We start from the raw sequence: 26,908 nt of genomic DNA, 5'->3' as shown, positions 1-26,908 counted from the left end.
GCCCGACCGGCACTGACCGGCGTTCTCGGGCGGTGATATAAAACCCTACAGCCATATCCGAAACCCCGCTCCTCTCTTCTCTTCCGAAGCAGAGTGCGTTTTCGCGTGCGCGCTCTTCAAGCCGGATTCGGCGGAAACAGGCCGCCAGACGAATAGCCTGTCAACATAATCAAGGAGCAACCACATGATAGCCGAAATCGCCATGGTCGGCGGTGGATTGATCGTCGGTCTCGGGACCGGGTTCATACTCTTCAAATACATTTCCGACAAAAAGATTTCCGATTCAAAGGGACTTGCGGAACGCATCGTCGAGGAGGCCCGCAAGGAAAGCGAAGCCCTCAAGAAGGAGTCGCGTCTCCAGGCCCAGGATGAGATATTCAACCAGAAAAAGGAGCTGGAGCGGGAGTTCAAGGACCGCGAGAACCAGCTCAAGAACGAGGAAAAGCGCCTCCATTCCAAGGAGGAGCGCCTTGACGCCAAGCGGGAAAAGGTCGCCGACAAGGAAGCCCAGGTGGTCGAGCTGGAAAAGCAGCTCATCAAGCAGGAAAAGCACCTGAGCGAAGTCGAGGAGGACCTGGCCCAGAAGTCGGACGAGCACGAGCGAAAGCTCCAGGAGATTTCCGGCCTGACCGTGGAGGAAGCCCGGGAAAGCCTGCTCAAGGAAATCGAATCCCGCACTCGTCACGAATCCGCCAAAATGATCCGCAATATCGAAATGGAGGCCAAGGAAAACGCCTCCAAGAAGGCCAAGGAGATCCTCTCCCTGGCCTTGCAGCGCTATGCGGGCGACTACGCGGGCGAGCAGACCGTGACCGCCGTCACCCTGCCCTCCGAGGACATGAAGGGCCGCATTATCGGCCGCGAAGGGCGCAACATCCGCGCTCTGGAAGCGGCCACCGGCGTGGACCTGATTATCGACGACACGCCTGAAACCGTTGTCCTGTCCGCCTTCAGCCCCCTGAAGCGCGAGGTCGCCAAGCAGGCCCTTGAACGGCTTATCCACGACGGCCGCATCCACCCCGCCCGCATCGAAGAGATCGTGCGCAAGGTGGAAAGCGAAATGGACACCAAGCTCAAGGAGATCGGCGAGCAGGCCACCTTCGACGTGGGCGTGCACGGCATCCATCCCGAGCTCATCAACCTGCTGGGCAGGCTGCACTACCGCACCAGCTTCTCCCAGAACGTGCTCCAGCACTCCATGGAGGTCGCCTTCCTGTGCGGCGTCATGGCCGCCGAGCTCGGCCTCAACGAGAAGGAGGCCAAACGCGCCGGACTGCTGCACGACATAGGCAAGGCCGTGGACCACGAGGTGGAAGGCCCCCACGCCATCATCGGCGCGGACCTGGCCAAGAAGCACGGCGAATCCAAGGAGATCATCCACTCCATCGCCGCCCACCACGAGGACACCCCGCCCATGACCATTCTGGCCAACCTGGTCCAGGCGGCCGACTCCCTGTCCGGCGCCCGTCCCGGCGCGCGCAAGGAGCTGCTTGAGAACTACGTCAAGCGCCTTGAAGAACTCGAAGGCCTGGCCACCGGGTTCGACGGCGTGCAGAAGGCCTACGCCATCCAGGCGGGCCGCGAAATCCGCGTCATGGTCGATTCCGAGAAGGTCGGCGACGAGAACACCTATGTGCTCTGTAAGGACATCGCCGAAAAGATCGAGAACAACATGACCTACCCCGGCCAGATCCGGGTCACGGTCATCCGCGAAAAGCGGGCCGTGGGCTACGCCAAGTAAATGCTTTCGGCAACGCACCCGGAGGAATGTCCTTCGGGTGCGTTTTTCTTTTCCCCGACGGCGCCTTCGAAAAAATAATCATAGATCACCAGCATGATGATCCCCTATGATTACGTGACCCCACCCGGCATCGAAGGGAGCCCAGACAACCATGAACGATTCAGAACCCGTCCCCGAAAAGCTCAGAAAGGCCATGGACAAGTCCATGAACCTCGTGCGTTCCGAGATGGGCGACGCGGAATTCTCGCGGTTCAGCGAGCTTATCCAGACCGAACTCGGCATCAAGATGCCGCCCTCCAAGAAGGTCCTGCTCCAGTCCAGGTTCCAAAAACGGCTGCGAGCACTGGGCTTGTCCGGCTACAAGGAATACTGCGACTACGTCTTTTCGCCGGAGGGACGCGAACAGGAGCGCACGCACCTCATCGACGCGGTCACCACCAACACCACGCATTTCTTCCGGGAGCCCAAGCACTGGGAAATCATGACCGGCATCGTCCTGCCCGAGTTGTGGAAACGAAACGTCGGGAAGCATGGGGCGTTGCGCATCTGGTCCGCGGGCTGCTCCAGCGGCGAGGAGCCGTACACCCTGGGCATGGTGCTCCACGAATGGGCGGACCAGTACCCCGGATTCGACTTCACCATCCTGGCCACGGACATCTCGGGGAAAATCCTCGCCGAGGCGAAGCAGGCCGTCTACCCCATGGACAAGGTCGCCGACGTGCCCATGCAGTACAAGAAGAAGTACATGCTCAAGTCCAAGGACAAGCTGCGGGTCAAGATGGACGCGATCCTGCGCAACAAGGTTTCCTTCCAGCGGCTCAACTTCATGGAGGATTTCCGGCTGCGCGACCGGCAGGACATCATCTTCTGCCGCAACGTGGTCATCTATTTCGACCGGGCCACCCAGGAAGTCCTCTTCAACAAATTCTGCAACAACCTCCAGACAGGCGGCTATCTCTTCATCGGCCACTCGGAAAGCCTGTCCGGCATGAACCTGCCTCTCCGGCAGGTCGCCCCCACTGTCTTCCGGCGGCTGTGACCGCCGCATACGCCTCGCTGCACGCAGGCGGCAACCCCATCGCATCACCCCAAGGAGCGTCATGCGCATTCTCTTTCTCGGCGACATAGTAGGTCTTCCGGGCCGCAAGGCCGTCATGCAAAACCTGGCCCGCATAAAGGACGAGGAATCCATCGACATTGCCTTCGCCAACGGCGAAAACGCCAGCGGCGGCTACGGCCTCAAGGCCAGGCACGCCGCCGAACTGCTCAAGGCGGGCCTGGACGGCATCACCGGCGGCAACCATATCTGGAAATACAAGGACCTTTACGCCATGCTCGACGGGGACGGGCGCATCCTCCGGCCCCACAACTACCCGGACCACCTGCCCGGCAGCGGCGTGCGCGTCTTCCGCAAGGAAGGCTTCCCGCCGGTGGCCGTCATCAACCTCATCGGCCGGACCTTCATGCCGCCCATCGACTGCCCGTTCGCGGCCGCCGAGACCGTTCTCGACGCCCTCCCGGCCGACATCCCGGTGCAGATCGTGGACTTCCACGCCGAGGCGACGGGAGAGAAGATCGCCATGGGCTATTTCCTCGAAGGCAAGGTCTCGGCCGTGGTCGGCACCCATACCCATGTCCAGACCAACGACGCCAAGGTACTGGCCGGAGGCACCGGATACCTGACCGACCTGGGCATGTGCGGAGCCGCGAATTCCTGCCTCGGAATGAAGCCGGAAATCATCCTTGACCGATACCTTACCGGCCTGCCCAGGCAACTTGAGGCGGCAACTGGCCCAGGGGTTTTACAAGGCGCGATTTTTGACATAGATGATACCACCGGCAAGGCGGTGTCCATGATTGCGTTCCAACGGAACGGATGACCGCATCACATTGTCAAACCTACATAAATGAGGAAGAAAGTGAACATCTACGACGAGTTGAAATGGCGGGGGCTGATCAATCAGGTTTCTGACGAAGACAAGGTGCGCGAGTATCTGTCCAAGCCGGGAGCCACCATGTATTGCGGCTTCGATCCCACCGCCGAAAGCCTGCACGTGGGCAACCTCGTCCCTCTGCTCTGCCTGGTTCGCATGAAGAAGGCAGGCCACAACCCCCTCTACCTCATGGGCGGGGCCACCGGCCGCATCGGCGACCCCTCCGGCAAGGACAAGGAGCGGGAGCTGTCCGACGCCGACAAGCTGGACGAACGCCTGGAGCTCATCAAGCACCAGGTCCGCCGTTTCGTCGAACGCAACACCGGTGAGCGTCCGAGCATCGTCAACAACTACGACTGGACCAAGGACATGACCTGCATCGAGCTGCTGCGCGACGTGGGCAAGCATTTCACGGTCAACTGGATGCTCCAGAAGGAATCGGTCAAGGGCCGCATCGACCGCGAGGAGACCGGCATTTCCTACACCGAGTTCTCCTACATGATTCTCCAGTCCTACGACTACTACCACCTGTACAAGAACTACGGCTGTCGCCTCCAGATCGGCGGCGGCGACCAGTGGGGCAACATCACTTCCGGCTGCGAATTCATCCGCCGCAGGTACGCCGCCGACGGGGAGCAGGCCGAGGCTTTCGCCCTGACCTTCCCGCTCATCACCACGGCCTCCGGCAAGAAGTTCGGCAAGTCCGAAGGCAACGCCGTCTACCTGAACGCCGACCTGACGACGCCCTACGCCTTCTACCAGTTCTTCATCAACACCGATGACGCGGACGTCATCAAGTTCCTCAAGCTCTTCACCTTCCTCACTCCCGAGGAAATCGCCGAGCTTGAAAAGCAGACTGCGGAGGCTCCGCACCTGCGCGCCGCCCAGAAACGGCTGGCCGAGGAAGTCACCACCATGATCCACGGCAAGCACGAGCTGGAGCGCGTCCTGGCCGCCACCGAGGCGTTGTTCGGCAAGGGCGACATCAAGACCATTGATCCGGGCACCCTGCGCGCCGCCTTCGAATCCGCGCCCGCCGTGCGCTACGCATCCGGCGACGTTCCCGACCTGCCCCAGATGCTCGTGGACCTCGGTCTCGCCGCGTCCAAGGGCCAGGCCCGCAAGGATATCCTCGGCGGGGGCATCTACATCAACGGCGAACGCGTCGAAGACGGCGACGAGATCGCCGACTCGCAGTTCATCGGCGGCGAGCTTCTCATCATCCGCAAGGGCAAGAAGAACTACGGCCTGGTCACGAAGTACTAGGCGCGCCGCATATCGAATATAAATGGGGGCCGGGTAATACCGGCCCTCTTTTTTTTGTGGGAGGGGCCGGCCCGCCGCCTGAGAAGAACCAGGAGGTGAAAGCCGCTTCGCGGCAATAATCGGAGGATTTCGCCTCCGGCGGGCAAGGGCTCGCCCCCTTGCATCCCCTGTATGCGCCTTCGGCGCAGGCTTTTTCGGTGACGGTCCTCGGCGTCCATCCGCCCTTCCTTTCAGGGATTTTCGCCCAGGGCCCGGTGCGGAGAACGCGGAAAATGGCCGTTATGACCCGTATGAAGGCTCGGAGGGAAGGCGGCCGGACGGGGCTCCGAAATACGCGGAACTTGACCTGACGCGGAAATAGAGGCACATCCACGGCCATGAACGAAACATTGTGGATACTGTTTGCATTGGTGGACCTGTGCATGGTCCTGGTGGTGTACCGCCTCTTCGGCCGGGTGGGATTGTTCGGACTCATGGTCTTCAACCTGCTCCTGTGCAACATCCAGGTGCTGAAAACCGTCCAGCTCTTCGGGCTGACCACCACGCTCGGCAACGTGCTCTACGCCAGCGTGTTCCTGGCAACGGACCTGCTCAGCGAATTTTACGGCAAGAAGGAAGCGCGCAAAGGCGTGTTGCTCGGCTTCGTCACCCTGGTGATGATGGTCGGCTACATGCAGATCGCGCTCTACTTCCAGCCCGCCGCGGACGACTTCGCCCAGCCGCACCTCGAAGCCCTGTTCGGCTTCCTGCCTCGCGTGGCGCTGGCCTCCATGGCGGCCTATCTGGTCTCCCAACTGCACGACGTATGGGCGTTTCACGCCATTCGGGAACGCACCGGCGAAAAATACCTGTGGCTGCGCAACAACGCCTCGACCATGCTGAGCCAGCTCCTCGACTCGGCCATATTCTGTTTCATCGCCTTCTGGGGCGTCTTCCCCATGAACGTGTTCATGGAAATCCTGCTCTCCACCTACATCATCAAGGTCGTGGTGGCCGCCATGGACACCCCGTTCATCTACCTGGCGAAACACCTGTTCCAGAAGGAACACACCCCGCAGAACGCGTAGCCGACTTCACACAAAAAGGCCGGGCCCTGGATTTCCAGAGCCCGGCTTTTTTTATGAGACGTCGTCGCAGAATTCGAAAACCCGGTCCGATCCTCCGCGCCTACTGGACAGCGGACTTCTTCTTGAGCAGCGGCTTGTCGATGCCGTATTTCGCGAGCACCGTCTTCATCTGCGAAGTGGAGGCCGGAGTTCCTCGATGAACCACCTGGACACGGTGCCAGGTGGCCCCTTTGGCCTCGCCTGACTCGACCCGGGCGTTCAGCCCCGCCGCGGAGAGCTTGTCGCTCAGGCTGCGGGCCATGTCCATCTTGCGGAAAGAAGCCACCTGATACACGTAGTCGAACACAGGCTCGCCCGGCTGGACCGCAGCGGGCGCGGCCGCCTGGGCGGGTTCCGGCGCCGGTTCCGGTGCCGGTTTGACCTCGGGCTTGGGCTCGGGTTTGGTTTCGGGCTTGGGCTCCGGCTTGGGCGCGGCCTTCGGCTCCTCGGCCGGAGTGTCGAGCATCTGCTGGGGCGAGGCCTTGAGCCTATCCTGATAATCCAGTTCCTCAAGAGTCAAAACCGTAGGCGGAGAGGCGTCCTCGGCCAACCGGCCGTGCTCGGCGCTGGGCATGATGTCCCGCAGGGGCGGCACGTCGGCTTCGGGCCGGTAGCCGCGCCCTATGAGGATACCCATGATGAAGAAAAAGGTCAGGGCCAGCACACCCGCGCCCACGGCGCTTATCATGCCGGGCAGGGTCAGCGAGAAGTCGAATTTCTTCTTGGCCGCGTTGATCCTGGGCACTTTGACCTTGAATTTCGGTTCCATTTTTTCAGCCATGGCAGTCGTCCGTATTCAATTTCGGCCGGAAGGCCCCTACATGGATTCCGGAGCGTTGACACCCAGCAGGGCCAGGCCGCCGGCGACCACGCCGGCCACGCAACCGAGCAGCATGAGCCGAGCCGAAGCCACTTCGGGCTCGGCGCTGAGAACATGACAATTGGTATAGTACCTGTGAAGCTTTGAAGCAAGGTCCTGCAAATACGTGGAGATCAGGTGCGGGCTCTGGGTCCGCGCGGCAGCCTCCACGTAGTCCGGGTACTGATCCAGCAGCCGGAGCATCTCAAGGTCATACTCGGTATCGAGCAGGGCCAGGGAGGCCGGGGAGACGGCGGCGGCTTCGACACCGGCCTCGGCGGCCTTGCGGTACAGCGAGCAGATGCGCGCATGGGCGTACTGCACGTAGTAAACCGGGTTGTCCATGGACTTCTGCTTGACCAGCTCCAGGTCGAAATCGAGCTTGGAATCGGACTTGCGGGACAGGAACATGAACCGGGCCGCGTCGGAACCGACCTCGTCCACGACGTCCTTGAGGGTCTCGAACTGGCCCGCGCGGGTGGACATGGCGATGGGCTGGCCGTCCCGCAGGAGGTTGACCAGATTGACCAGGATGACGCACAGGCCGCCCGGCTTGCCGAGCGCCTCGCAGGCGGCCATCATGCGCGGGACGTAGCCGTGATGGTCTGCGCCCCAGATATCAACGACCAGATCGAAGCCGCGCTTGAACTTGTTGTCGTGGTAGGCGATGTCGGAGGCAAAATAAGTGGTGTCGCCATTGGTCTTGCGCAGCACGCGGTCCTTGTCGTCACCCAGCTGGGTGGACTTGAACCAGTACGCGCCGTCCGCCTCGTAGCCCATGCCGGAAGCGGTCAAGTCGGCGAACGTCTCGTCCACCTTGCCGTCCTCGACCAGGGATTTCTCGGAGAACCACACGTCGTGGCGCACGCCGAAGGCGGCCAAGTCCTGCTTGATGCCTTCCAGGATCACGTCCTTGCCGTACACCTTGCAGATCTCCATGGCTTCCTGCTCGGGCAGCTCCAGGAGATCGGAGCGTTCGGCCATCAGGTCGCGGGCGATGTCGGTGATGTACTCGCCCTTGTAGTAATCTTCGGGCTCGGCCGGATTGAGGCCGCCCAACTGGCGGGCGCGGTACAGAATGGAACCGCCCAGAATGAGCATTTGGCGTCCGGCGTCGTTGATGTAGTACTCGGCCTGGACGTCATATCCGGCCTTCTCCAGGATGCGGGTCAGGGAATCGCCCAAGGCCGCGCCTCGGCCATGGCCGATGTGCAGCGGCCCGGTGGGGTTGGCGGACACGTACTCCACCTGCACCTTCGTGCCTTTGCCCAGGGTCGAGGAGCCGTACTCCGCGCCCTGCTTGAGGATTTCGCCCACGGTTTCCTGCCAGAAGGCCGGGGCCAAAGTGAAATTCAGGAATCCGGGGCCCGCGATCTCGATCTTCTCGATGAGCGGATCGTTCTCAAGCACGCCCTTGAGGTCTTCGGCAATGGCGCGCGGGGCCTTTTTGGCCTCCCGGGCCAGCATCATGGCCACGTTGGCCGACATGTCGCCGAACCCGCTGTCCTTGGGCGGCTCGATGACCGCCTTCTCCGGCCACGCCCAGCCGAATCCGTCCAGCGCCTTCTTCAGCGCCCCTTCCAAATGTATCTTTGCTCTCATCTTCGAGTATTCTCCTTAAACAAACCTTGTGGCGAAGCCTCTAGCACGAAACCCCGCCCAATCCAAGCCCGGATCAAGCGTCCCGCCCGGCCGCCGGGGCTTTCCGGCCATGCGGACCGGCACTCCGAACCTGCGGCAATTCCTCTCAAACCTCGGATGGGGACTGGCGCGTCACAGCTCCAGATTGGTAAACGGCCTGCGCTTTCTCTTTTTCCCGGACGGTTCGGGAGGCGGCTCGGGCGGCCTCGTCTCTTCCCGATGGTGACGGCGCGAAGCCTCGGGCTGGAGACGGGCCAGGTTCCGGACCAGGTCGAGCTTGGCGCGGGCCAATTCGTTCTCCGGGTCCAGGCCGAGAACATGCTCGAAGAAAGGAGCGGCGTCAGCCGGATAGCGCAGATCGAGATACAGGGAGCCTATGTTCAGGGCCGCCCCCACGCTCCCGGCATAAAAGTTCGGATCGAGGGCCAGGGCTTTCTCGAAGCAGTCCAGGGCGGTCATGCGTTCGTTCCCCTCCCAATGGGCCAGCCCCATGTTGTAGAGGATGACCGGGTCATCCGGCGCGATGGAGAGGGCCTTCCTGTAAACCTCCACACCCTCGGCCCAACGGCCTTCCCCGCGCAGGATGATGCCCAGGCGGTTGAAATGCACGAGGTCGTCGCGGCCGAGCACGCGCTTGGTGTCGATGACGCGCTTCAGGTATTTGACGGCCAAATCCGGGGCCGTGGCCGACACGGCGTCCACGATACGCTCGGTCAGGTCGCCGACCATGGACCGCGTCTCTCGCTCCGCGGCCTGCACGCTCTGGTCCAGATATCGCTCGGCCTGTTCGTGCTCTCCCTGGCGCAGATGCTGCTCGGCGATGTCGATTTTGCGCTCGGGATTGAGGGGGGAGATGTTGTCCAGCTCCTTGAGATAGGCCAGGGCGCGCTCGTCGTCCATGCTGCGGAACGCTTCGGCGAGCTTGATGAGCGGAGCCATGAATATGGGATTGGCCTCATGGGCGGACATGTAGGTCTGCACGGCCTCGTCAAGCAGGCCGACGCCCATGAGGGCGTCGCCCCGCATGGCCAGCCCGCACGCGGAATCGGGCTTGAGCATGAGGATGCGGTCCGAGGCGGCCAGGGCGGCCTCGTAGTTGCGGGCGTCCAGGAGCTTGCGGCAGTGCTCCACCTGTTGGCTCAGGGCCATGGGCGGAGAAATGGCCGAAGCCAGTTCCTCCACGACCTTGTTGGCCGAGGCGGGCTTGACCAGCACCCGGCTGACGCCCAGCTCGAAGAAATACGCCACGGTTTCCTTGGTCGCCTCCCAGGTGAGGACGATCATGCGCGCCCCGGGGCATTCGCGCGAAAGACGGATGATGAAGTCGGTGGACGGACGGTTGTCGATCATCCGCTCGATGAAAACCACGAACGGAATGTCCTGGTCATCCAGCTCCACGCACTTGTTCAGCGCCGCCTCCAGGGAGGCATAGGGAAGCAGCACCTCGCCGCGCAGGCCTATGACCCTGGAGACCATGTTGCGCAGGGCGCGAGTGAAACCGAAGTCGTCCGAGACATAGACGATGACGCCGCCATCCTTCTCGATGAACCTGCGGACCGTGCTGTCGGCGGTTTCCTGCTGCATGGGTGCCCCTTCCGGCTGCCTGTGGCGAAGCGGCCATCCGCTCCTCATCCGGACACTACGTGAAGTGGGGGAAAACGGTCAACCCGGCGGGAAAGAGAGGGGATGAAGGGCCGCGCTCCCGGCCCCAAACGGTTCCGGGCGCGGATCAGCCCACGGCGTCCCGCAAGACGCCGAGCCTGCGCGCGGCCAGGACATTGTCCGGATTCAGCCTGAGGACGTTTTCCAGGCAGGGAATGGCCAGCTCGTATTCCCGCAGATCGGCGAACAGGGTGCCGAGGTTCATGGAAACCCTTTCGCTGTCCTTGTAGAAATCGGGGTTGTACTCCATGGCCTTGCGAAAACAATTTCCGGCCCGGCGCTTGTCGCCCCCGTCGTAAAAGGCCATGCCCATGTTGTAATGCAGCCCCTCGTCCTCCGGGGAAATTCGCAGGGCCTCGACATAGTTCTCGATGGCCTCCCGCCACTTGCCCTGGCCCCGCAGGGCGATGCCGAGCTTATTGAACAGGGAGATGTCCTCCTTGCTCAACCGGCCGCCCTTGGCTTCCAGGACCTTGCTCAGGTATTTCTCGGACATGCCCGGGTCGTCGGCCACGGCCTCGGCAATGCTTTCGGCCACGGAACCGATCATGCCCATGGCCTCCCTGGTGACGGTTTCGATGGCCTGGTCGAAATAGGCCATGGCCTCGTCCATCTCCTGCCGCTTCGCGTGAACCTTGCCGATTTCGGTCTTGCGCTGGGCGTTCAGCGGGCTCAGCCGATCGAGCTTCTTCATGTACTTGAGCATCTCGCTCTCGTCCACGCCCCGGTACGCGTCCACCAGCTTCTTGATCGGCTCAAGGTAAATCTTGGAGCTGTCGTGGGCCTGGTGATAGCTGTCCAACGCCTTGTCCAGCTCGTTCAAGGCCATGTGCACGTCACCCTTGAGCATGAGCCCGGCCGGACTCCCCGGCTTGAGCTCCAGGACCTTGCGGGCGATCTGCATGGCCTCCGTGAACTTTCCGGCGGCCAGACGCTGCTTGCCGAGGTGCATATACTCGCTGAGCTTGCCCTGGGGCTTCACGGTGAACGCCAGTTTTTCGATGATGTTGTTCATGGAGGCGGGCTTGGAGATGACGTTGCTCACGCCGATCTCGTAAAAGAAGGCGATGTTCTCGCGCTTGGTCTCCCCCACCAGAACGATGATCTTGAGGTCGGGCAGCAGCCGTTTGAGCGTCAGGATGGTGTCCGTGCTGGTGCCGCCGCCGAGCATCCGTTCGATGAAGACGATGAACTCGTGCCCGGCCTTATGCATGGACTGAACCTTCTTCAGCCCCGCATGGACGGTCTCCATGGCGAACAGGCAGTCCCGCTTCGTGCCTATGATCTTGAAAATGGTCGAGGACAACATCCGCTTGAACAGGAGGTCCTCACTTATGAGAATGATGGAACCGTTGGTCTTCTCGAAATAATCGTAGACGATGGAGTCGTATTTACCGGCCATGTTCTCCCCTGGTCGCGGCTTGTTCAAACGCTGTCGGCGCACCTTTTACCGCCGGCACGCAGACGCTGAGGATGGCACGAGCAGGAACAAAAGGAAATGATATTTCTAGAGCCCCGAGGGAGGGATCAGTACTCGTACACATCACCCGGCTCGGGCACGAAGGCGTTGACGCCCGGCATGGTCCCGATGGCCATGCGGATCATGTCCATCATCGAATGCCGGATGGTCCGCTTCATATGCACCAATGCGCAAGCCTTGGCTCCCGACTTGCTCGCCATCTCCAGCGCGGTGCCCACGTCGCCGTGGCCCGTGGTGATCTCGTCCAGGGTAAAGGCCTCGTGCACCACAAGGTCGCAATCCCCGGCCAGGTCAACGGTGTCGTCCGTGGGCTTGCCGTCGCCGGAATAGTACAGGGACTTGCCCCCGGCATCCAGCCGGATGGCCAGGCACGGCATGGAATGGTCGTTGAGGGCGAAACGAAAGCGGAATCCGCTGTGCTTGAAATCCTCGCCGGGCACGCACTCGATGAAGAAAATCTCGAACCCCGCCCGCGAGAGGGCATTGGAATAGGCCAGGTCCATAAGCCGACGGACACGGGATTCAATGCCGCTCGGACCGAGAATGGTCAACCGCTTGGAGCGTCCCTCCTCGATGGAACGGGAAATCAGGGCCGGAAGCCCGAAATAGTGGTCCGCGTGAAAATGGGAGACGAACACCGCGTCCAGGTCGAGGGGATTGGCCGCGTATTTCCACAATTTGCAGGAGGCGTTGAAACCGCAGTCAAGCAGTATGGACGAACCGCCCGACTCCACCAGCAGGGAAGTGTTCGGCAGAAGTTCGTCAAAGGCCTCGCCCACCCCGACAAAAGTCACGCGCATTCATTGCTCCGTTTTATTAAATTCCCTTTAAAAAAACACCGTTTCACAAATACACGGTGGAGGCAAAAGGAAAAGCAATCAATCGTCGTCGCGATTGCGCACATCCTCCCGCCAGGAATTCAACGGGGCGTAGCAGCCCTGCCCTGCGTGCTGCGACCGCCTGACCTGCTCCGAGGTCTCCGGATCGAGCATCAGCCCGCACATATACCGGCCTGCGGCCTCATCCCAAAACAGGTCGGGGCAGCGGCGCATGTAGCCATATCTTCTGTGGGATTCCATGCAGGGGTCCTGAAGGCAGCACCACCCGCAACCTACGCACGGTTTGGACATGATCGAAATCTCCTGGTCAATCTGCACAATCGATATCGTTCCCGCCCCCTAAATGCAAGGAAGCGCCCAGCCCCGGCCGACGACCATCCATACGCAAAAAGAATTGGACCATACCCCCCGTCCCGTATAGCTTTTCCGAAAAATGCGAGGATTTTCCATGAACATATTCACCGACTCCGTGCCCTTCTACAAGATGCAGGGTTGCGGCAACGACTTCGTCGTCATCGACAACCGCGAACTCGGCGTCCCCGTGGAAGCCATGGCCGACTGGGCCAAGGCCGTGTGCGCCCGCGCCTTCGGCGTCTGCGCCGACGGGCTCTTCTTCCTCGAAAACGCGGACGACCCGTCCCTCGCCTATCGCTGGCACTTCTACAACTCCGACGGCTCCCGCGCCGAAATGTGCGGGAACGCCTCGCGCTGCGCGGGCAAACTCGCCCATGCCATCGGCCTCGCGCCCGCCGAGCACGCCTTCGGCACCGACGCCGGTCCCATCAAGGCCAAGGTCCTTCTCGACGGCCCGGACGAAGGACGCGTCAAGGTCCAGCTCACCCCGCCGCTCAAGACCGAAACCAACATCGGCATCGAAGTCGACGGCGCGCCGCTCACCGTCCACTTCTCCGACACCGGCGTGCCGCACACCGTGGTCTTCGTGGATGACGTCGCTTCCGTCGACATCATGGACCTCGGCCCCAAGATCCGCTACCACGAACGCTTCGCGCCCGCCGGAACCAACGTCAACTTCGCCCAGGTCGTCGACGACGCCACCATCCTCCTGCGCACCTACGAGCGCGGCGTGGAAGCCGAAACATACGCCTGCGGCACCGGCGCCGCCGCCACCCAGCTCCTGGCGCACACCCTCGGACTCACCGGCGAAAAGGCCGACCTGACCACCACCGGCAACGAAGTCCTTACCGTGTTCCTCGAAAACGGCACCGTCTTCCTCCAGGGAGCCGCCGAACTCACCTTCCAGGGACAACTCTACCTCAAGCCCCTCGGCCTCTCCCTGTAGGCCTGGGTCCACAGACGTCAAAAAAGGGACGTTCCTGATGGAACGTCCCTTTTTTTTTGCCTCCGGCGGCCGGGGGAAGGGGAGGAAAAACCCTTTGAAAAGGGTTCTTTCCTCCCCTTCCCCCGGACCCCCATCCCCTTCTTTTCCCAAACTTTTTATAGCCGCTCCGCGGGGGCGCTCTTTTGTAGAAGGCCTGACCGGCGAGATGGCCGGTCTCCGCGAAGCGGCGCTAAAAAGTTTTGAAGGGGAGTCCAGAGGGGAAAACTTTTTCAAAAGTTTCCCCTCTGGCCGCCGGAGGCATCCCCTCACTGCTTCACTAAATCTGCGTGGCGGCCACGCGTTCTTCCTGGGTCATGGCGGCGAGCCGCTTGACTTCGGCCATATCGAGGCCGAGACCTTCGGCCACGCGGGTGCCGTACTCTTCATGGGTGAGGTAGAAGAGCGCGCACTGCCGGAGCTGGATGGGCTCGGGCACGTTCTGCATGGACCCGAGGATGTTGTTGACGAGGTTGGTCCGGTCCTGATCGCTCATGACCACGGAATACAGGGTTCCGGGCTGGACGAAGTCGTTGTTCGGATGGGTGTACTCATGCCGTCCGCCTTCGCCTTCCAGGGGAATGCCCGGCTCGACCGAAACATTGTCCGGAGACGGTCCGTGGAAGCTGTTGGGCCAGTAGTTGGGACCGCCGCCGCCATTGTTGTCGACGCGCATTGCGCCGTCGCGCTGGTAGTTGTTCTCGGGCGCATGTTTGGCCTGGTTGACCGGGATAAGGTGATAGTTGGGACCAAGCCGGTGCAGGTGGGTGTCGTGGTAGGAGAAGAGACGCCCCTGGAGCATCTTGTCCGGCGAGACGCCGATACCGGGCACGAGGTTGCTCGGATTGAAGGCGGCCTGCTCGACTTCGGCGAAGTAGTTGTCCGGATTGCGGTTGAGGACAAGCCTGCCCACGGTGATGGGCGGGACTTCCTTGTGCGGCCAGACCTTGGTGATGTCGAAAATGTCCCAACCGAAGTCCTCGGCCTGCTCCGGGGTCAGAATCTGCATTTCCAGCGTCCAGGACGGGTAGTCGCCCGCCGCGATGGCGTCGAACAGATCGCGGGTGGCGTGATCCGGGTCCTTGCCCCGCATCTCGTCGGCCTCGGGACCGGTAAGGTTCTTGATGCCCTGGTCGGTCTTGAAGTGATATTGAACCCAGAAATATTCGCCCTTGTCGTTGTACCACTTGTAGGTGTGGCTGGAGTAGCCGTTCATGTTCCGGTAAGTGGCCGGGGTGCCGCGATCGGAAAAGAGAATGGTCACCTGATGCATGGACTCGGGGGTCAGCGACCAGAAGTCCCATGCCATGGTCGGGTCCTTGAGGTTGGTGGCAGGGTCCCTTTTCTGGGTGTGAATGAAATCGGGGAACTTGAGAGGATCGCGAATAAAGAAGACCGGAGTGTTGTTGCCGGTCATGTCGTAGTTGCCTTCCTCGGTGTAAAACTTGAGTGCAAAGCCGCGCGGGTCGCGCTCGGAATCCGCGCTGCCCTTTTCGCCGCCCACCGTGGAAAATCGGGCGAAGACATCGGTTTTCTTGCCCACCTCGGACAGGAAAGCGGCTTTGGTGTACATGGTCACATCGGCCGTGACCTCGAAATAGCCGTAGGCTCCGGCTCCCTTGGCGTGCACCACCCGCTCGGGAATCCGCTCCCGGTCGAAATGGGCCAGCTTCTCAAGAAGATGCACATCCTGCATCAGGGCCGGGCCCCGGGGCCCCGCGGTTACCGTATTCAAGTCGTTGCCCACCGGGCTGCCAAAGGCGGTCGTCAATCTTTTCGAGTCTTTCGACATGGATCTCTCCTTATAAGACAATGTTAACGGGAACTTATCCCCCTTGCTTCCGGTTAGTTGTTCAAACCATACCAAATAGGAATGATTATCGATAGCATTTTGTTCACATCTTACCAAAAAAATTACAGTTCACATCTCAACCTATTATACACAATGTATTTGTTACCACATCATCGGTTATGATGCCCATAAAAAAGGGACCTACATACTAACCTGTACCCTTTTCATTACAGAACACCCCGAAGCGAAAAACCGCGCCGAAGGCGCATACACGGGATGCAAGGGTGCGAGCCCTTGCCCGCCGGAGGCGAAATCACCCGGCTATAGCCGCAAAGCGGCTTTCTCCTCCTGATTTTCCTCTTCAGCGGTCAAAAAAAGATAATCCCAAAAAAAAGGCCCCCGACGAATCAGGGGCCTTGAATGCCTTGTTGAGCGGACCGGCGGCTAGCTGACCAGGTCCTTGTTGCCTTCCACCAGATCGGTGACCACACCCGGATCGGCGAGGGTGGAGGTATCGCCGAAATCGCTGGAGCCTTCGACGATCTTGCGCAGGACGCGGCGCATGATCTTGCCTGAACGGGTCTTGGGCAGACCGTCGGCGAACTGGATGAACTCGGGGGTGGCGATGGGGCCGATCTCCTTGCGCACCCAGACCTTGAGTTCCTTGATCATGTCGTCGCTGGGCTCCACGCCGGAACGCAGGGTCACGTAGGCGTAGATGGTCTCGCCCTTGATGTCGTGGGGCATACCGACGACGGCGGCCTCGGACACGTCGGGGTGGGCGACCAGCGCGGATTCGATCTCGGCTGTTCCCATGCGGTGGCCGGACACGTTGATGACGTCGTCGAGCCGTCCCATGATCCAGAAATAGCCGTCCTCGTCCACGCGCGCGCCGTCTCCGGCCTCATAGGCTCCGGGGAACCCGGCGAAGTAGGTGGACTTGTAGCGGTCGGGGTCGCCCCAGACATTGCGCAACATGCCGGGCCACGGCTTGTCCACGACCAGATGGCCGCCCTCGTTGGGTTCGGCCAGGCTGCCGTCGCGGCGCACGATCTTGGCCGAGATGCCGGGCAGGGGCAGGGTCGCGGAACCGGGCTTCAGCGGCGTGGCGTAGGGCATGGCCGAAATCATGATGCCGCCCGTCTCGGTCTGCCACCAGGTATCCACGATGGGCAGTTTCCCGCCGCCGACGTTGTTATGATACCAGAGCCACGCCTCGGGGTTGATGGGTTCGCCCACGGAACCCAGCAGCCGCAGGGAGGAGAGATCATAGGTTTTGGTCCACTGCTCGCCCTCGCGCATGAGGGCGCGGATGACCGTGGGAGCGGTGTAGAAAATGCTGACCTTGAACTTGTCCACGATCTTCCAGTAGCGGTCCGGGCGGGGATAGCTCGGCACGCCTTCGAACATGACCGAAGTGGCTCCCAGGGCCAGCGGACCGTAGACGATGTAGGAATGGCCGGTGATCCAGCCCACGTCCGCGGTGCACCAGTACACGTCGTCGTCCTTGACGTCGAACACGTACTGGGTGGAATGGGCCGCGTAGGTCAGGTAGCCGCCGGTGGAATGCAGCACGCCCTTGGGCTTGCCGGTGGAGCCGGAGGTGTACAGAATGAACAACGGGTCCTCGGCGTCCATTTCCTCATAGGCACAATCCGAGGTAATGTCCTCGGCCATGATCTCGTCGTGCCACCAGGAGTCGCGGCCCTCGACCATGCCGACCTCGTTGCCGCCCCGCTTGACCACGATGCACTGCTCCACCGAGGGGCAGTCCTTGAGCGCCTCGTCGGCGTTGGGCTTGAGCGGAATGGTCTTGCCGGCGCGCAGGACCGCGTCCGCCGTGACCAGCACCTTGGCCTGGGCGTCCTCGATACGAGACTGGAGCGCGATGGACGAGAAGCCCGCAAAGACGATGGAGTGCGGCGCGCCCAGCCGGGTGCAGGCCAGCATGGCGATGGCCAGTTCCGGGATCATGGGCATGTAGAGGGAAACGCGGTCGCCCCGCTTGACGCCTTTTTTCTTGAGCACGTTGGCGAAGCGGCAGACCTCGGTGTGGAGCATCTGATAGGTGTAGACCCGCACGTCCTCCTCGGGCTCGCCCTGCCAGATGAGCGCGGCCTTGTTGCGGCGGCCACCGGTCAGATGACGGTCCAGGCAGTTGTAGGAGACGTTGGTCTTGCCGCCCGAGAACCACTTGAACTCCGGCTTGTCGTAATCCGCCTCCAGAACGGAGTCGAAATCGGAAAACCAGTCGATCAGGTCTTTGGCCCGCTCGCCCCAGTATCCTTCGGGATCGTCGAGCGCCCGCTGGTTGGCCGCTGCGTAGGCGTCCATGCTCGAAACCCAGGCCTGATCCTGCATGGAGGTGTCGGGCTGAAATATCTGTCCTTCCTTTTGCAGACTTTCGATCTTCCTTTCTTCTTCGGTCATCAAGATGCTCCTGATCTGTACGTTTCTTCGCCTCGCCCGCCGGGAACGGGCCGCAACCCACTGAAATGTCGTATCATGGCGCTAGTCCGCCGTAGACACGTTATCATCTATATGAAGCAAATAACAACCGCTCCCATTTTTAGGTGAACGGTCAGAAACCGCCCGGTGAACGGCAAACGGCGCGGGGAGGCGCGGGAAACGGCAGCCGACGTCGGCGCGCACGCTCCGAAGACGCACAAATAGCTTTGAAGAGGAGTCCGGAGGAGGAACTTTCTCAAGCGTTTCCCCTCCGGCCGCCGGAGACGATATCTACCCGGCCACGGCGCGGGCGAAGAAGCGGCAGGTCAGGTCCTGCCACCAGACGAAGCCGAGTTCGGCGTCCACATACCAGGCGGCGGTAAAGGCCTTGCGGTCGGCGGACCAGAGGCGGGCCTTGCGCGGGTCGAAGGCGGGCTGGAGACAGAACTCGCCGGGTTCGGTGCGGCCGGTGAAGAGCGTGGCCAGTTCGGCCACGGTCGGCAGCCGCCAGTCGACGCGGCCGGCGAACGCATTGCGGTTCAGGCGGGCCACATGGGCCGCCGCACGCTCCCAGGTAAGCGGATAGCGGGAGCCGTCAAGTTCCCAAATCAGCCCCGAGGACAGCTCGGCGACGGTGCCGTCGCCCTGATCGGCGAACTCCCCGTGGGCGTACCGTTCGGGCCGCCACAACCCGTCCAGGCCGAAGACGGTGCGTCCTTCCTTGAGACCGGCCTTGACCGGCTCGCGCCGGGGACGCGGAAACGGCCTGCCGTTCCCGGCATCGCCAAGGAGGTCCGGGGCCGCGCAGACGGCATCCCGCTGCTCGCGCCAACGGGCTTCGAGATCGTCCAGGGCGTTGAGCATGGCGGGGCCGTCGGGAAACCGCGCCGCCGGGTCGCGCGCCAGGGCCGTGGAGAAAAAGTCGTCCCACCGGCAATCCAGGTCCGCGTGCACGTCGCAGATTGGCAGCCTTTTCCCGGATTCCGGCAACCGTCCGGTAAGCATACGGTACAGGGTCACGCCAACGGAATAAAGGTCCGACCGCTCGTCGGCCGATTCAGGGTCCGCTTCCTGTTCGGGGGCGGCATAGTACGGCGAGCCGACGACCATGCCCTTATGGCGAACCGTCCGTTCCCCGCGCAGCTTGGACAGGCCGAAGTCGATGAGCTTGACCGTGCCGGGACCGCCCTGGTCCTCGGCGAGCATGACGTTGAAGGGTTTGACGTCGCGGTGGATGATTCCCTCATAGTGCAGCCGGTCCAGGCCGCAGATCATGCCCCGCGCGATGGCCAGCGAGGTTTCCACGCCGAGCCGCCGGGACTCGCGCTCCACCTCGTAGGTCTCGCCCATGAGCGCCCCGAGGTTGCCGCAGTAATATTCCATGGTGAAATGCGGAGGAGCCGGATCACCCTCCCCTTCCCCGCTCCCGCCGCTAACGTCGAGGATGGCGGCCACATTGGGATGGCTGATGGAGGCCATGGCCGACGCCTCCTTGTAAAACATCTCCCTCAGGGCGTCCTCTCCCACGAGGTCCGCCATGATCTCGGCCGGCTTGAGAACCTTGAGGGCCACTATCCTGCCGGTCACAGGCATGGCCGCCTTGTACACCGCGCCCATGCCGCCCCGGCCGAGCAGGCCGCGTATTTCGTATCGTCCTATCCGCATGAGCGCACGTTAGCCCAAGGGCGCGGCCCGCGTCCATCCCGCCGTTCGGCTTCGATCCGGCCAGCCTCCGATAAACCGGGCCGGGCGGGCCCGGACCGCATCCTGACGGGGCGGGAGCAGCAGCCCCCGCCCCTGAACCGGGATGGCGCCCGGGGCCGATCCCCGAGCTTCCCGGAAACCCTACACCCTGTTTTCGGGAAAAGCCGTTTCGGGGAAGGAATGTCGGGAAAAATCAAACGATAAGCATAAAAAAACATCTTGACGGGGTTGGAAAAACGCATTCGCCCGCACTAAGCAGCACAGGCTTGCCAACGCATCCCTTGACCTTTACTTTAGACATACTCTAGAAATACATCCTAATAAGATCGAACAGGGAGAGCGACCCATGAAAAAAACCATACTGGCCCTTGCGGCGCTGACAGCCGCCGCACTCGTGCTGGGCGGTTGCTTCCGCAAGCACATCGAATCCGCACCGGCGCGGCAACCCGCCCAACAAACGGAGATGGCGCCGACGGCTGCACAGCCCATCATTGAAGAAACCCACGTGGTGGGCGACGAGAAGCCGTTGGACGGCCCCGTGGAGGAAGTCTACGAGGTGGACGCCGCCAAGCAGGCCGGAGCCTCGGCCCCCGCCGTGGGCGAAGCCAACTTGGCCGAAGAGGCCCTTCCCGACGCGGACCAGCTCAAGCGCGAGGCCGAAGCCGCTGCGAGCAAGCAGCCCGCGCCCGCAAGCCAACCCGCCGCCCCGGCCGCTCCGAAGCAGGATCGGGCCAACCCCTGGGCCGACCCTGAAGACGAGGTCGTCGGCATCGGAGGACAACCGGACGCGACCAGTGCGGCCCAGACCGCGAGCGGACCGTATTTTGTGCAGGTGGGCGCGTTCTCGGATGTTGAAAACGCGAACAGAGCCCTGGCGCGTCTCGTTGAAGACGGCTACAAGGGCTCTGTGATAATCAGGACCGACGAAGGACTGTACCGCGTGCAGGCAGGTTCGTTCCCGGACGAGACAACGGCCGTAAGCGCCCTGGAAATCCTGAAGGCGGACTATCCCAAGGGGTTCGTGCTGAAGAAGCCGTAGTCAGGTTGAAGCCTGACTTCAGGGCCGGGCGTCGCCGCTCGGCCCTTTTTTGTCGCTACGGCCTAGGGATTCAGTTCGGCGCGGAACTTGCGGGAGAGCCGGAAGACGACCACCTTGCGCGGCGGCAGGGTGATGGTCTGGGTCGTCTGCGGATTGCGGCCCTTGCGCGCGCGTTTGTCGTACGCTTCGAACTTGCCGAAACCGGAGACGAGAAGGGCATGATCCTTCTTGATGGCCGTCTTCATGATTTCAAGAATGGTTTCCACCAGGTCCTTGATCTCGGCGCGGTTCTTGTCGGTGCGTTCGTAGATGTAATCCACGATTCCGGCTTTGGTGAGAGTGCTCATCGATTGCCTCCAAAAAGGGGTTATCAATAACTTACTTCAGCAATCCCGCGATGGTGCCCGCGAGTTTCTGCATGTCGTCCGGGGTGTCGTAAGACGACTGGGCCCACAATCTGAGGCCGTCGTCGCCGAACCTGGGAATGAGATGGAAATGAGCGTGGTTGACCAGTTGTCCAGCCGCCTCGAAATTGTTCTGCATGAGGTTGAGTCCGTCCGCGCCGGTCGCCTTCATCACGGCGCCGCCCACGGCCGACAAGGCCTTGAACAGGTCGTTGCCCAGCTCGGGCGGGATGTCCATGAGCGTCGGGTAATGGTCCTTGGGCAGCACCAGCGCATGGCCGGGATGCACGGGCGCGATATCCAGGAATGCCAGGACCGTGTCCGATTCAAAGACCTTGGCGCAGGGGATCTCCCCGGCCACTATCTTACAAAAAATACACTCGGAATCCGCAATCGCCATTCGTTTTCTTCCTCCATCGGAGTTGAATCCCAAGGGTTTCAGCCGCATGGGATTCGCAGTCATTTGATGATAGTTTTTGACCGTTACTGGCATTCATACAAGAGATGTTCAGTTAAATCAAGTCAGTTCGTTTGAATTCCCAAAAAAGCCCGCCCGGCAAGGGCTGACGGGGAGTCTAGATATTGTCTGAAAAATCGGACGGTTGCCCGGACAAGGAAGAATGAAATTACTGAACAAATCAATTGTGAAACAATTCCGGCTTATTGCGCACACCGTTGAGAACGGGCCAAAGGACCGCCGGAAAATACCCTGTGCCGAGGAGCAGGCCCCGGAGGACGGCCGCACCGGTCACGGTCCCGCCGACCCGGCCCGCTCCGAACGGAATGATCGGCCCGGCCGTCCGTTGCACACGCTTGACGCGGACTTCCGCGGCACGGTATCCGGTTGCTACGGAAAATCGACACCACAGCGCGGACCGCAGCCTGCGGCACGCGCATTTTCAAGGAGACATACATGACCAAGACCGGCATTCTCTTCCCCGGACAGGGGTCCCAGGAAAAAGGCATGGGCCGCGACGTGGCCGAGGCGGATTCCACCGCCCTGGACCTCTGGAAGCTGGCCGAGCGCGAGTCCGGCCTGGCCCTGCGGGAAATATACTGGGATGGCGAAGCGGCCGACATGGCCGACACCCGCGCCCTCCAGCCCGCCCTGACGGTGGTCAACCTGACCCTGTGGCTGGCCGTGAAGGACAAGCTTTCCCCGGCGGCCACCGCCGGGCATTCCCTCGGCGAATTCGCCTCCCTCGGCGCGTCCGGCGCGCTCGATGTGGAGGACTGCATCCGGGCCGTGATCCTGCGCGGACGCCTCATGGCCGAATCCGGCGGCGCGGGCCACGGCATGGCCGCCGTGGTCAAGCTCCCGCAGGACAAGGTCGAGGAGATCGTCGCCGCGGCCGCGAAGCAGTCCGGCAAGGAACTGCGCATCGCCAACTACAACACCCCGGCGCAGTTCGTCGTGTCCGGCGAAGCCGAAGCCCTCGACGCGGCCGAAGCGCTGGTCAAGGAAGCCAAGGGCCGGGCCATCCGCCTGGCCGTTTCCGGCGCGTTCCACTCCCCGCTCATCCAGGAGGCCGCCGACGAGTTCGCCGCATTCCTGGAGACGTTGTCCTGGAAGGCCCCCGCCTTCCCGGTCTTCCACAACGCCACCGCCCTGCCCCAGCCCGAGCCTGCCGGAATCCGGACGACCATGCAGAGCCAGATGACCTCCTCGGTCCTGTGGATTCAGACCATGCAGGCCATGTGGGCCCACGGCGTGCGCGAATTCATCGAAATAGGCCCCAAGGGCGTGCTCTTCAAGATGCTCAAGGCCAACCTCGGCTCCGAAGAGGAGAAGTGGTCCGGCCTGAACATCGGCGACCTCGCCCAGGCGGGGGAACTGTAGGCCGTGACCCGCTCCTACGGCATCATAGGCTGGCCCCTGGGCCACACCATGTCGCCCGCCCTGCACAACCACGGCTTCGCGCGGCTTGGCCTGGACGCCCGTTACGAGGCGTGGCCGCTGGAGCCCAAGGACCTGCCCGCATTCATGGAGCGCGTGCGCTCCGTTCCCATCCACGGGCTGTCCGTGACCATCCCGCACAAGCGCGCGGTCATGGCCTGCCTCGACCGGATATCGGACCGGGCCAAGGCCGTGGGCGCGGTCAACACCGTGTATTGGGACGGTGACAGGTTATGCGGCGAAAATACCGACGTCATCGGCGTCGCCGCCTCCCTGCGCACGCTCGCCCCGCTGCCGCGCTCGGCCGTCGTGCTCGGCGCGGGCGGCGCGGCCCGGGCCGCACTGGCCGCATTCAGGGAACTCGGCATTCCGCGCGTGGCCGTGTCCAACCGGACCCGCGCCAAGGCCGACGCCCTGGCCGCCGAGTTCGGCGTGGAATGCGTGAAGTGGACCGAACGCATGGATTTCCCGTGGGAGCTGGTCTGCAACGCCACCCCGCTGGGCATGGCCGGGGCCATGGAAGGGGAAACGCCCTTCGATGCCGCCCGGCTGGCCGAAAACGCCGTGGCCTATGATATAGTGTACAACCCGCTTGAGACCCGCTTCCTGGCCGAAGCCCGGGCCGCCGGGCGCAGGATCGTTTCCGGGCTGGAGATGTTCCTGCACCAGGGGCTGGCCCAGTTCCGGCTGTGGACCGGGCAGGACATGAACGAAGCCGAAGCACGCCGTCTGCTGCTCTCGATCCTTCGCCAGTAAGACAACCGAAAGAGGATAAACCGCATGAAATGCACAGCCCGACTGTTCGCTCCGCTGCTCCTGGCCTTTACCCTGATCCTGTCCGCCCTGTCCGGTTCCGCTCTTGCCGGACCCAATCCGGTGGTCATCATGGAGACATCCATGGGCCGGATCATGATCATGCTCTACCCCAAGGAGGCCCCCAAGACCGTGGCCAACTTCCTCAAGTACGTTGACGCCGGTTTCTACGACAACACCATCTTCCACCGCGTCATCCGCCAGCGCAAGACCGGCGGCGACGACGACAAGTCCATGAACATCGTCCAGGGCGGCGGCTTCACCTTCCCCATCCGGCACAAGACCCCGCTGCTGCCCCCCATCCCCAACGAGGCGGGGAGCGGCCTCTCCAACGTGAAGGGAACCATCGCCATGGCCCGGGCCGCCGCTCCGGACTCCGCCACCAGCGAGTTTTTCTTCAACGTGCAGGACAACCCGGCCTTCAACTTCCATCAGTCCGCCTCGCAGACCGGCGCGAATACCTACTCGCAATCGGTCAGCGCGGGCTACTGCGCGTTCGGCAAGGTCATCCGGGGCATGGATGTGGTCGAGAAGATCAACGAGGTCAAAACCGCCCGCTCGGGCCGCATGGAAGACGTCCCGGTCACTCCGGTGTTCATCAAGAAAGCCTACGTGGCCAGATAGGAAGCGTCGGCCGGGCGCTACTCCCGGCAACCGGCGTCAGCGCAGGCGAGGAACAGGTCCCGCAGGCCGTCCAGCTCGGCCACCACGTCCGCCGCGACCCGGTCCATGACCGACGATGTGACGCCCAGCCGCCCGACGGCGGCGGGCGACACCTCGTAGTTGAGCCCGTCCGCGCCGAGCCCCACGCCGATCATCTTGGCCAGCACGTTGCCCACGTGAACCAGGTCCAGGACCACGTCCCGGCCCTCGTATTCGTCCGGCCTGAGATGATGGCGCACCACCCGGGTAATGGAGTCCGGCAGCCCCCAACGATCCAGGACGATGCTCCCCAACTCCGCATGGGAAATGCCGAGCACGGCCCGTTCAGCCGCGTCGAAGGCCATGTCGCCGTCAAAGACCAGCCGCAGTATTTCGCTCAGGTCCACCTGCACGTACGCCCCGAGCAGCAGCTTGCCCACGCCGGACAGCAGACCGGCGGTGAACACATGGTCCGGGGCGGCAATCCCCGATGCCCGAGCCAATTGCCGTGAGGCGACGGCCACGGTAACGGAATGCCGGAGGAACATGTCAGGGGCCTGGTCGTATCCCTTGATGGCGCGCATATAATGCGGCGCAACGCCCGTGGAGACGAAAAAGCGCAGGACCTCGACCGAATCGAGGACCTCGAAGGCGGCCCGCGCGGTCAGCACAGGCCCGCCCGAAGGCGAAACCGAGGCGTTGACCACCTTGAGCAGGTTGGCGGTAAGACCGGGGTCGTGCCCGATGATCCGGGCCAGCATGTCGAAATCCGCGTCCGGCGCGTTCATCAGGACCTCTGCCCCGCGCACGCAGGTCGGCATGGCCACGACGTTCCCGCAGGCCCCCAGAATCTCGTCCCGTCTGCTCACAGCTCGCTCTCCTTTCCAAAGGAACGCACTACCACACGCCCCGTGTCCAGGTACAGGAAGAGCGTCCGGGGAATGGTGCCGCCCACGTCCCGGGCCGCCAATTTCCTGCCGTTGCGGTCCAACAGCCGCATGAGCGCCTGAAAATTCCGTGCGCCCGTCTCAAACAGACGGTCACCGCGCATGTTCGCCCCGCCCGCAGCCTTGAAGACCAGCCGCCGCTTGTCGGCCCCGAGATCGACGAGCCTGCGGACGGTCATGGCCACGCCCGTGTTCACGAACATGAAGGGGTTGCGCCTGGCCCGCTCCCCGGCGGACGCCGCGCTGGGCAGCAGGCAGTGGACCATGCCGCCGATCCCGGCTCGGGGATCATAGACGGTCACCCCGAGGCATGAGCCCAGCGAGTAGGTGACGATAACGTCTTCCGGGCGGGTGGAAAGCTTCATGTCGGAAATGCCGACGACCAGGGTCTTGCTCATTATCATGTCTCTTATATCCGGGGGTATCGGGAGTAAAGGCCGCCGGTCTTGCCTTCGCGTGTTTTTTCCCCGATAGTCGGCTCATGCTCGACTCCGCTCCGCTGGCCGTACTGGCCGACATCCACGGCAACGCCGCCGCGCTCGCGGCCGTACTGGACCACGCCGCGAAGCGCGGGCTGACCCGGTTCGTCAACCTCGGCGACACCTTCTACGGTCCGCTGGACCCGGCCGGGACATGGGATATTCTACGTCGGCTCGACATGCCCGCCGTGCTTGGCAACCAGGACCGCATCCTGCTCGGCAGCGATCCTTCGCCCGCCGTCGCGGCCGTGCGCGACCTGCTCGGCCCGGCCGCCCTGGCCTGGCTCGCCGCCCTGCCCAAGACCCTCCGCACGGAGCCGGACATCCTGCTTTGCCACGGCACTCCCCAAAACGACGGGGCCTATCTGCTCGAAGAGGTTTCCACCGGCCTGCCTGTTCCGCGCGACCCGGCCCTTATCCTGGCCGACCTGCTGCCCGAGGCCGAAGGGTGCGGTCTGGTCCTGGCCGGGCACAGCCACCACGCCGGTCTGACCGTGGCCCACGGCATCACCGTGGTCAATCCGGGCAGCGTCGGGCTTCCGGCCTATAGCGACGACGACCCGCCCCACGCCATGGAGGCCGGATCGCCGCAAGCACGCTACGCCGTGGTTTGGCGGACGGGGCACGGGTGGGAAACGGAATTCGCAACCGTTGATTATAACTGGCGATCCGCCGCAGAATTGGCCCGCAAAAACGGCCGCGGCGACTGGGCCGAATGGCTCTCAACCGGACGGGCCTGACACCGCGCTTCACGGCCTTCCGACGTATCACCCTTTTCTTCTGGACTTTTTTTAGATTTTTTTGGAAAATGCTTATTTAATGAACCTGCCGGACATGCGCCTGCGGGAAGGCGATGCCGGGTGGGCCATACCCTAGCCA

General features: G+C 62.6%; 24 protein-coding genes. 11 read left to right on the top strand and 13 right to left on the bottom strand.

Going from position 1 to position 26,908, the window contains the following annotated elements:
* The first annotated feature begins 184 nt into the window (after positions 1-184).
* From rny to PSN43_RS02310, 5 genes are all read left to right on the top strand, one after another.
* Complete coding sequence (gene rny / locus PSN43_RS02330; protein WP_272699105.1) at positions 185-1,741, top strand: ribonuclease Y; 1,557 nt, start codon at positions 185-187, stop codon at positions 1,739-1,741.
* A gap of 151 nt (positions 1,742-1,892) precedes the next feature.
* Positions 1,893-2,780 carry a CheR family methyltransferase gene (locus tag PSN43_RS02325; RefSeq protein WP_272699104.1) on the top strand — a complete coding sequence of 296 codons (888 nt, stop codon included), beginning with the start codon at positions 1,893-1,895 and terminating at the stop codon, positions 2,778-2,780.
* 61 nt (positions 2,781-2,841) lie between these two features.
* The gene (locus PSN43_RS02320) at positions 2,842-3,621 is read left to right on the top strand and encodes a TIGR00282 family metallophosphoesterase (protein ID WP_272699103.1); all 780 of its coding nucleotides are present in this window, start codon (positions 2,842-2,844) and stop codon (positions 3,619-3,621) included.
* A 39-nt stretch (positions 3,622-3,660) separates the two neighbouring features.
* Positions 3,661-4,941, top strand: coding sequence for a tyrosine--tRNA ligase (gene tyrS / locus PSN43_RS02315; RefSeq protein ID WP_272699204.1), 1,281 nt, complete (start codon positions 3,661-3,663; stop codon positions 4,939-4,941).
* A 377-nt stretch (positions 4,942-5,318) separates the two neighbouring features.
* Positions 5,319-6,008: a queuosine precursor transporter gene (locus tag PSN43_RS02310; RefSeq protein ID WP_272699102.1), complete on the top strand. Its 690-nt coding sequence runs from the start codon at positions 5,319-5,321 to the stop codon at positions 6,006-6,008.
* Positions 6,009-6,108: 100 nt separating this feature from the next.
* On the opposite strand, the gene PSN43_RS02305 is transcribed toward PSN43_RS02310, so the two are convergent.
* The 6 genes from PSN43_RS02305 to PSN43_RS02280 all read right to left on the bottom strand — a co-directional run bounded on the left by PSN43_RS02305 (position 6,109) and on the right by PSN43_RS02280 (position 12,819).
* Positions 6,109-6,828 carry an SPOR domain-containing protein gene (locus tag PSN43_RS02305; protein ID WP_272699101.1) on the bottom strand — a complete coding sequence of 240 codons (720 nt, stop codon included), beginning with the start codon at positions 6,826-6,828 and terminating at the stop codon, positions 6,109-6,111.
* Between the two features lie 36 nt (positions 6,829-6,864).
* Positions 6,865-8,508, bottom strand: coding sequence for an arginine--tRNA ligase (gene argS / locus PSN43_RS02300; protein WP_272699100.1), 1,644 nt, complete (start codon positions 8,506-8,508; stop codon positions 6,865-6,867).
* 171 nt (positions 8,509-8,679) lie between these two features.
* The gene (locus tag PSN43_RS02295; protein WP_272699099.1) at positions 8,680-10,131 is read right to left on the bottom strand and encodes a tetratricopeptide repeat protein; all 1,452 of its coding nucleotides are present in this window, start codon (positions 10,129-10,131) and stop codon (positions 8,680-8,682) included.
* Positions 10,132-10,276: 145 nt separating this feature from the next.
* Positions 10,277-11,611, bottom strand: a complete 1,335-nt coding sequence (locus PSN43_RS02290; protein ID WP_272699098.1) for a response regulator — start codon at positions 11,609-11,611, stop codon at positions 10,277-10,279.
* A gap of 125 nt (positions 11,612-11,736) precedes the next feature.
* Complete coding sequence (locus PSN43_RS02285; protein ID WP_272699097.1) at positions 11,737-12,489, bottom strand: MBL fold metallo-hydrolase; 753 nt, start codon at positions 12,487-12,489, stop codon at positions 11,737-11,739.
* A 78-nt stretch (positions 12,490-12,567) separates the two neighbouring features.
* Positions 12,568-12,819: a hypothetical protein gene (locus PSN43_RS02280; RefSeq protein WP_272699096.1), complete on the bottom strand. Its 252-nt coding sequence runs from the start codon at positions 12,817-12,819 to the stop codon at positions 12,568-12,570.
* A 157-nt stretch (positions 12,820-12,976) separates the two neighbouring features.
* Here PSN43_RS02280 and dapF point away from each other — a divergent pair, with 157 nt between their 5' ends.
* On the top strand, positions 12,977-13,828 hold the full coding sequence (dapF, locus tag PSN43_RS02275) for a diaminopimelate epimerase (protein WP_272699095.1): 852 nt from the start codon (positions 12,977-12,979) through the stop codon (positions 13,826-13,828).
* A gap of 316 nt (positions 13,829-14,144) precedes the next feature.
* On the opposite strand, the gene PSN43_RS02270 is transcribed toward dapF, so the two are convergent.
* From PSN43_RS02270 to PSN43_RS02260, 3 genes are all read right to left on the bottom strand, one after another.
* Complete coding sequence (locus tag PSN43_RS02270; RefSeq protein ID WP_272699094.1) at positions 14,145-15,656, bottom strand: catalase; 1,512 nt, start codon at positions 15,654-15,656, stop codon at positions 14,145-14,147.
* A 444-nt stretch (positions 15,657-16,100) separates the two neighbouring features.
* Positions 16,101-18,086, bottom strand: coding sequence for an acetate--CoA ligase (gene acs, locus PSN43_RS02265; RefSeq protein ID WP_272699093.1), 1,986 nt, complete (start codon positions 18,084-18,086; stop codon positions 16,101-16,103).
* A 309-nt stretch (positions 18,087-18,395) separates the two neighbouring features.
* A complete protein-coding gene (locus PSN43_RS02260) occupies positions 18,396-19,769 on the bottom strand; it encodes a protein kinase domain-containing protein (RefSeq protein ID WP_272699092.1) in 1,374 nt (457 codons plus the stop codon).
* A 385-nt stretch (positions 19,770-20,154) separates the two neighbouring features.
* On the opposite strand from PSN43_RS02260, the gene PSN43_RS02255 reads away from it, so the two are divergent.
* Positions 20,155-20,847 carry an SPOR domain-containing protein gene (locus PSN43_RS02255; protein WP_272699091.1) on the top strand — a complete coding sequence of 231 codons (693 nt, stop codon included), beginning with the start codon at positions 20,155-20,157 and terminating at the stop codon, positions 20,845-20,847.
* 62 nt (positions 20,848-20,909) lie between these two features.
* Here the strand turns inward: PSN43_RS02255 and PSN43_RS02250 are convergent, their stop codons facing one another.
* A complete protein-coding gene (locus tag PSN43_RS02250; protein WP_272699090.1) occupies positions 20,910-21,194 on the bottom strand; it encodes an integration host factor subunit alpha in 285 nt (94 codons plus the stop codon).
* A 31-nt stretch (positions 21,195-21,225) separates the two neighbouring features.
* A complete protein-coding gene (locus PSN43_RS02245) occupies positions 21,226-21,651 on the bottom strand; it encodes an HIT family protein (RefSeq protein ID WP_272699089.1) in 426 nt (141 codons plus the stop codon).
* A gap of 513 nt (positions 21,652-22,164) precedes the next feature.
* On the opposite strand from PSN43_RS02245, the gene PSN43_RS02240 reads away from it, so the two are divergent.
* From PSN43_RS02240 to PSN43_RS02230, 3 genes are read left to right on the top strand one after another with little or no spacing between them, the layout of a single operon-like run.
* Positions 22,165-23,091 (top strand): ACP S-malonyltransferase, encoded by a 927-nt coding sequence (locus tag PSN43_RS02240; protein ID WP_272699088.1) that lies wholly within the window; start codon positions 22,165-22,167, stop codon positions 23,089-23,091.
* Between the two features lie 3 nt (positions 23,092-23,094).
* Complete coding sequence (gene aroE, locus PSN43_RS02235; RefSeq protein WP_272699087.1) at positions 23,095-23,904, top strand: shikimate dehydrogenase; 810 nt, start codon at positions 23,095-23,097, stop codon at positions 23,902-23,904.
* Between the two features lie 24 nt (positions 23,905-23,928).
* The gene (locus tag PSN43_RS02230) at positions 23,929-24,585 is read left to right on the top strand and encodes a peptidylprolyl isomerase (protein WP_272699086.1); all 657 of its coding nucleotides are present in this window, start codon (positions 23,929-23,931) and stop codon (positions 24,583-24,585) included.
* Between the two features lie 17 nt (positions 24,586-24,602).
* Here the strand turns inward: PSN43_RS02230 and PSN43_RS02225 are convergent, their stop codons facing one another.
* Entirely contained in the window at positions 24,603-25,472 is an 870-nt protein-coding gene (locus tag PSN43_RS02225; RefSeq protein WP_272699085.1) for an HDOD domain-containing protein, read from the bottom strand.
* Positions 25,469-25,948, bottom strand: coding sequence for a chemotaxis protein CheD (locus PSN43_RS02220; RefSeq protein ID WP_272699084.1), 480 nt, complete (start codon positions 25,946-25,948; stop codon positions 25,469-25,471). The genes PSN43_RS02225 and PSN43_RS02220 overlap by 4 nt, the downstream gene beginning before the upstream one ends.
* A gap of 83 nt (positions 25,949-26,031) precedes the next feature.
* Between PSN43_RS02220 and PSN43_RS02215 the strand changes: the two genes are divergently transcribed.
* Entirely contained in the window at positions 26,032-26,769 is a 738-nt protein-coding gene (locus PSN43_RS02215; protein WP_272699083.1) for a metallophosphoesterase family protein, read from the top strand.
* Positions 26,770-26,908 lie beyond the last annotated feature (139 nt).

Origin of the sequence: Desulfovibrio sp. Fe33 (genome assembly GCF_028532725.1) — a bacterium.
Taxonomy (GTDB): domain Bacteria; phylum Desulfobacterota; class Desulfovibrionia; order Desulfovibrionales; family Desulfovibrionaceae; genus Pseudodesulfovibrio.
The sequence above is the reverse complement of the archived record's forward strand: the minus strand, read 5'-3'. Positions and strand labels throughout refer to the sequence as shown.

Bases quoted from the DNA above. Each gene is read 5' to 3' on its own strand.
- rny (WP_272699105.1), top strand. From the start codon at position 185: ATGATAGCCGAAATCGCCATGGTCGGCGGTGGATTGATCGTCGGTCTC.
- PSN43_RS02325 (WP_272699104.1), top strand. From the start codon at position 1,893: ATGAACGATTCAGAACCCGTCCCCGAAAAGCTCAGAAAGGCCATGGAC.
- PSN43_RS02320 (WP_272699103.1), top strand. From the start codon at position 2,842: ATGCGCATTCTCTTTCTCGGCGACATAGTAGGTCTTCCGGGCCGCAAG.
- PSN43_RS02310 (WP_272699102.1), top strand. From the start codon at position 5,319: ATGAACGAAACATTGTGGATACTGTTTGCATTGGTGGACCTGTGCATG.
- PSN43_RS02305 (WP_272699101.1), bottom strand. From the start codon at position 6,828: ATGGCTGAAAAAATGGAACCGAAATTCAAGGTCAAAGTGCCCAGGATC.
- argS (WP_272699100.1), bottom strand. From the start codon at position 8,508: ATGAGAGCAAAGATACATTTGGAAGGGGCGCTGAAGAAGGCGCTGGAC.
- PSN43_RS02295 (WP_272699099.1), bottom strand. From the start codon at position 10,131: ATGCAGCAGGAAACCGCCGACAGCACGGTCCGCAGGTTCATCGAGAAG.
- PSN43_RS02290 (WP_272699098.1), bottom strand. From the start codon at position 11,611: ATGGCCGGTAAATACGACTCCATCGTCTACGATTATTTCGAGAAGACC.
- PSN43_RS02285 (WP_272699097.1), bottom strand. From the start codon at position 12,489: ATGCGCGTGACTTTTGTCGGGGTGGGCGAGGCCTTTGACGAACTTCTG.
- PSN43_RS02280 (WP_272699096.1), bottom strand. From the start codon at position 12,819: ATGTCCAAACCGTGCGTAGGTTGCGGGTGGTGCTGCCTTCAGGACCCC.
- dapF (WP_272699095.1), top strand. From the start codon at position 12,977: ATGAACATATTCACCGACTCCGTGCCCTTCTACAAGATGCAGGGTTGC.
- PSN43_RS02270 (WP_272699094.1), bottom strand. From the start codon at position 15,656: ATGTCGAAAGACTCGAAAAGATTGACGACCGCCTTTGGCAGCCCGGTG.
- acs (WP_272699093.1), bottom strand. From the start codon at position 18,086: ATGACCGAAGAAGAAAGGAAGATCGAAAGTCTGCAAAAGGAAGGACAG.
- PSN43_RS02260 (WP_272699092.1), bottom strand. From the start codon at position 19,769: ATGCGGATAGGACGATACGAAATACGCGGCCTGCTCGGCCGGGGCGGC.
- PSN43_RS02255 (WP_272699091.1), top strand. From the start codon at position 20,155: ATGAAAAAAACCATACTGGCCCTTGCGGCGCTGACAGCCGCCGCACTC.
- PSN43_RS02250 (WP_272699090.1), bottom strand. From the start codon at position 21,194: ATGAGCACTCTCACCAAAGCCGGAATCGTGGATTACATCTACGAACGC.
- PSN43_RS02245 (WP_272699089.1), bottom strand. From the start codon at position 21,651: ATGGCGATTGCGGATTCCGAGTGTATTTTTTGTAAGATAGTGGCCGGG.
- PSN43_RS02240 (WP_272699088.1), top strand. From the start codon at position 22,165: ATGACCAAGACCGGCATTCTCTTCCCCGGACAGGGGTCCCAGGAAAAA.
- PSN43_RS02230 (WP_272699086.1), top strand. From the start codon at position 23,929: ATGAAATGCACAGCCCGACTGTTCGCTCCGCTGCTCCTGGCCTTTACC.
- PSN43_RS02220 (WP_272699084.1), bottom strand. From the start codon at position 25,948: ATGAGCAAGACCCTGGTCGTCGGCATTTCCGACATGAAGCTTTCCACC.
- PSN43_RS02215 (WP_272699083.1), top strand. From the start codon at position 26,032: ATGCTCGACTCCGCTCCGCTGGCCGTACTGGCCGACATCCACGGCAAC.